3 protein-coding genes and 3 tRNA genes are annotated in these 3,724 nt (G+C 38.1%); 3 read left to right on the plus strand and 3 right to left on the minus strand.

What is annotated here, in order from left to right:
- Nucleotides 1–190: hypothetical protein (locus ABZC96_RS09035; RefSeq protein WP_373030592.1), on the plus strand; the 190-nt coding region annotated here is incomplete at its 5' end.
- Between the two features lie 68 nt (nt 191–258).
- Here ABZC96_RS09035 and ABZC96_RS09040 read toward each other — a convergent pair.
- The 3 genes from ABZC96_RS09040 to ABZC96_RS09050 form a co-directional block, all read right to left on the minus strand.
- Nucleotides 259–335: transfer RNA gene (locus ABZC96_RS09040), tRNA-Met, on the minus strand.
- Between the two features lie 71 nt (nt 336–406).
- Nucleotides 407–483: transfer RNA gene (locus ABZC96_RS09045), tRNA-Met, on the minus strand.
- Between the two features lie 80 nt (nt 484–563).
- Nucleotides 564–638, minus strand: a tRNA-Gln gene (locus ABZC96_RS09050).
- Between the two features lie 161 nt (nt 639–799).
- Here ABZC96_RS09050 and ABZC96_RS09055 point away from each other — a divergent pair.
- Nucleotides 800–1,834 carry a bifunctional 3,4-dihydroxy-2-butanone 4-phosphate synthase/GTP cyclohydrolase II gene (locus ABZC96_RS09055; protein ID WP_373030594.1) on the plus strand — a complete coding sequence of 345 codons (1,035 nt, stop codon included), beginning with the start codon at nt 800–802 and terminating at the stop codon, nt 1,832–1,834.
- A 114-nt stretch (nt 1,835–1,948) separates the two neighbouring features.
- The coding region (gene acs, locus ABZC96_RS09060; protein ID WP_373030595.1) for an acetate--CoA ligase at nt 1,949–3,724 on the plus strand (1,776 nt) is incomplete at its 3' end.

Below are 3,724 nucleotides of genomic sequence, written 5' to 3' on the forward strand. Positions count from 1 at the left end.
TCTTTTTAATACACTAGGTATCATCGTATGGAGTGTGTCAGGAATTTCATTAGGATACATATTGGGTACAGGAGCAGAACACGTTTTTGGAAAAATTGAAAAGATCGAACATTTTATAGGACTTGTATTGATCATTATTTTTTTAGTTTGGGTCATAAAACCTTATTTTAGCAGTAGAGAAAAAGTTTGAAATAGTAAAGTTTAAATAAATATATTAGATGATTGTTCTATATTGACGTTGTAGGTGATATTTATAATTGGTTGCGGAAACAGGATTTGAACCTGTGACCTTTGGGTTATGAGCCCAACGAGCTACCGGTCTGCTCTATTCCGCGACATATAATGTAGTAAATTGTTTGCTTAAAAAAAAGATTCAGATTAGTGAAAATATTCAGAAGTAAATAATTGGTTGCGGGAGCCGGATTTGAACCAACGACCTTCGGGTTATGAGCCCGACGAGCTACCAAACTGCTCTATCCCGCGACAGGAATTTTAATAAATCTTTTAGGATTTATTTGGAGTGAGATTGTATCTTGATTTAATTAAACCAAGATTAAATCTTATGGATGGGGTAGAGGGATTCGAACCCCCGAATGCCAGTACCAAAAACTAGTGCCTTACCGCTTGGCGATACCCCAATCTTCACAAGCTTAATGCTTATGTGGACGGCATTATAGCACCAAATAGAGCACATGTCAAGAGGATTTAAAAAAAAGTTAAAAAAGTTTCTTAAGTGAAGTACGACATAGGTATAATACTATTAAGAATAATATATTGTATAAAATATTTGGGAGAATTAATGTCTAGCGAAGCGATAAAAAGAGTAGAAAAAGCTATAGAAGAAATAAAAAGAGGAAAAATGGTCATCATGATGGATGACGAAGATCGTGAAAATGAGGGTGACCTTGTATATGCAGCGACTTTCTCTACACCTGATATGGTTAACTTCATGGCAAAAGAAGCCAGAGGGCTCATCTGTACTCCTGTTACAAAAGAGATAGCCACTAAACTTGACCTTGTACCAATGGTAAGTGATAATGTATCTAACTATGAAACAGCTTTTACTGTATCTATAGACTCAGCTAATGCAGAGACTGGTATATCTGCAGCTGAAAGAGATGATTGTATATCCAAACTTGCTAATCCTCAAACAGTCAGTGAAGACTTTGTACGTCCAGGACATATCTTTCCACTTATCGCTAAAGATGGTGGGGTACTGGTGAGAACAGGGCATACAGAAGGTTCTGTAGATCTTTGTAAGCTTGCTGGACTTGCACCTGCAGCTGTTATTTGCGAAATCATCAAAGATGATGGAAAGATGGCACGTATGGATGACCTGGAGATCTTTTCAAAAGAGCATGATATGTCCATTGTTTATATTTCAGACATCGTAGAGTATCGTTTAGCCCATGAAAAACTTATAAAACGAGTTAAAGAAGAAGAGAGTGAACTTAGAGGTATCAAAGTAGGAAAGATCACATACACCGACCACCTCGAGAGAACACATACAGTTATACAGTTTTACAAGACACATGAAACTGCAAATGTGAAGTTTCATAATATAGGTACAGACATAGGACTTGTACTTAACGATAAACGTTTTAATGCACTCAATAACTCTATAGATTATTTAAAGACCAATGGTGGAACACTTATTTTCCTTGATACAAAAGTAATATCAAATGAACAAGCCAAAGAGTTTGGTGTCGGTGCACAGATACTTAAAGACCTTGGTATTAAAAACATTAATCTACTAACTACAAATAAAGATACAGAGTTTGTAGGACTTGCAGGTTTCGGTCTGGATGTAATCGAAAAAATAGAGATTGTTTAAATAAAATGTAACAAATAGGGGTAAATGCTCCTATTTTAAATTTCTTTCTTTTTCTCTTTTAATTCCCCCTCTATTTATGTTAGAATAATTATCATACATATGCAAAGGAATCCTATGTCAAAACAAATTTTTAATCCTAATCCTGAGTTCGCTGCAAATGCAGCTATTAACAGTATGGATGCATGTAATAAGTTACAATGTAAAGCTACAGAAGACTATGAAGGTTTTTGGAAAGAGTATGCTGATGAGAAAATAGATTGGCTGGCTCCATACGATAAAGTACTCGATGAGAGTAATGCACCATTTTATGAATGGTTTACCAACGGAAAGCTCAATGTCTCTAATCAGTGTATCGACAGACACCTTGCAGATAAAGCAGATAAAACCGCTATATTATTTGAAGGTGACAGAGGTGATGTAGAACACATTAGCTATGCTCAACTCTCATTACGTGTTAACAAAATGGCAAATTTACTTAGAAATGAATTTGGCGTAGGTAAAGGTGACAGGGTTGTGTTCTATATGCCAATGATCCCTGAGGCAGCGTATGCAATGCTTGCCTGTGCACGTATTGGGGCTATACACTCTATCGTATTCGGCGGATTCTCTGCGGAGGCATTGAAAGACCGTATCGAAGATGCTGAAGCGAAGATTGTTATCACTGCTGACGGTGCTTACAGAAAAGGTAAACCTTATATGCTTAAACAAGTGGTTGACGAAGCACTCTCACAAGGTGGGAATAGTGTTGAAGCGGTACTTGTTGTAAAAAGAAATAATGAAGAGATAGAGTGGGTAGAAGGCAGAGACCATAACTACAATGAGCTCATCACTTCTCAGCATGCCGAATGTCCTTTTGAACTTATGGACAGTGAAGACCCTCTCTTTCTTCTCTATACAAGTGGTAGTACAGGAAAACCAAAAGGTGTACAACATTCAACTGCAGGATATATCCTTTGGGCACAAATGACTATGGAATGGGTATTTGACGTTAAAGGTAAAGATGTATTTTGGTGTACTGCAGATATTGGCTGGATTACGGGACATACTTACATTATCTATGGACCGCTTGCAGCAGGTACAACAACGGTGATGTTCGAAGGTGTACCAACATACCCAGATGCTGGACGTGCATGGAAAATGGTACAAGACCATAAGATTACTCAGTTCTATACTGCACCAACTGCAATTCGTGTATTGCATAAGATGGGTGAAGATGAGCCAAAAAAATATGATCTTTCTTCACTTAAGGTACTCGGAACAGTGGGAGAGCCAATCGATCCTCCGGCATGGAAATGGTATTATGAAACAGTAGGTAACTCTAAATGTGCCATTGTTGATACATGGTGGCAGACAGAGACAGGTGGGCATATGATCTCTCCTCTTCCTGGTGCAACGCCTATCAAGCCGGCATGTGCAACCTTTGCACTTCCAGGTATCATGGCTGAGATCATTGATCCCGATGGAACGCCTAAAAAAGTAGGTGAACCTGGACTACTATGCATTACAAAACCTTGGCCGGCTATGATAAGAAATGTTTGGGGTGATCCTGAACGTTATAAAAAAGCATATTTTAGTGATGCAGTGAAAGATGGTAAACCTGTGTATTTCTCTGGTGATGGTGCAGTACTTGATGAAGATGGATACATTACGATCACAGGTCGTGTAGATGATGTTATCAACGTTTCAGGTCACCGTATGGGAACAGCAGAGATCGAAGCAGCAGTAAAAAAAGATGATTCTGTAGCTGAAGTTGCTGTAGTAGGGCGGCCACATGACATTAAAGGTGAGTCTATTTTTATCTATATCGTCCTAAAAGAAGGGCATATCAACAAAGATATTAAAAACCATATCAATGATCTACTTGCAACTGAGATCGGGAACATAGCTAAA

The sequence above is a fragment of the Sulfurovum sp. genome (assembly GCF_041551015.1).
GTDB lineage: Bacteria > Campylobacterota > Campylobacteria > Campylobacterales > Sulfurovaceae > Sulfurovum.